The sequence below is a fragment of the Allobosea sp. Root483D1 genome, assembly GCF_001429505.1.
Taxonomy (GTDB): domain Bacteria; phylum Pseudomonadota; class Alphaproteobacteria; order Rhizobiales; family Beijerinckiaceae; genus Allobosea.
Window position 1 is genome coordinate 257,825 of sequence record NZ_LMJW01000020.1, and the last position, 271, is coordinate 258,095.

General features: G+C 66.8%; 1 pseudogene. It reads left to right on the plus strand.

The annotated features are described in order from the left end of the window. A pseudogene (locus ASE66_RS34010) lies at window positions 1–271 on the plus strand (calcium-binding protein); the annotation flags it as partial.

Here is a 271-nt window from a genome sequence, read left to right on the forward strand (position 1 = left end):
AGTTCAGGGCTCGAGCGGCAACGACCATCTCGTCGGCGGATCGGGCAAGGACAAGGTCAAGGGCGGCGACGGCAACGACAAGGTCATCGTCGATGCCGACTGCGAGGACGACGACTACGATGGCGGCGCAGGCATCGATACGCTCGACCTGAGCGGCCTGACGCGTGGCGCCCTCGTCGATCTGGTCGAAGGCAAGCTCACCAGCCCAGAGGCCGGCGATGACGAGATCGCCTGCTTCGAGGTCGTGATCGGCGGCGCCGGCGACGACACC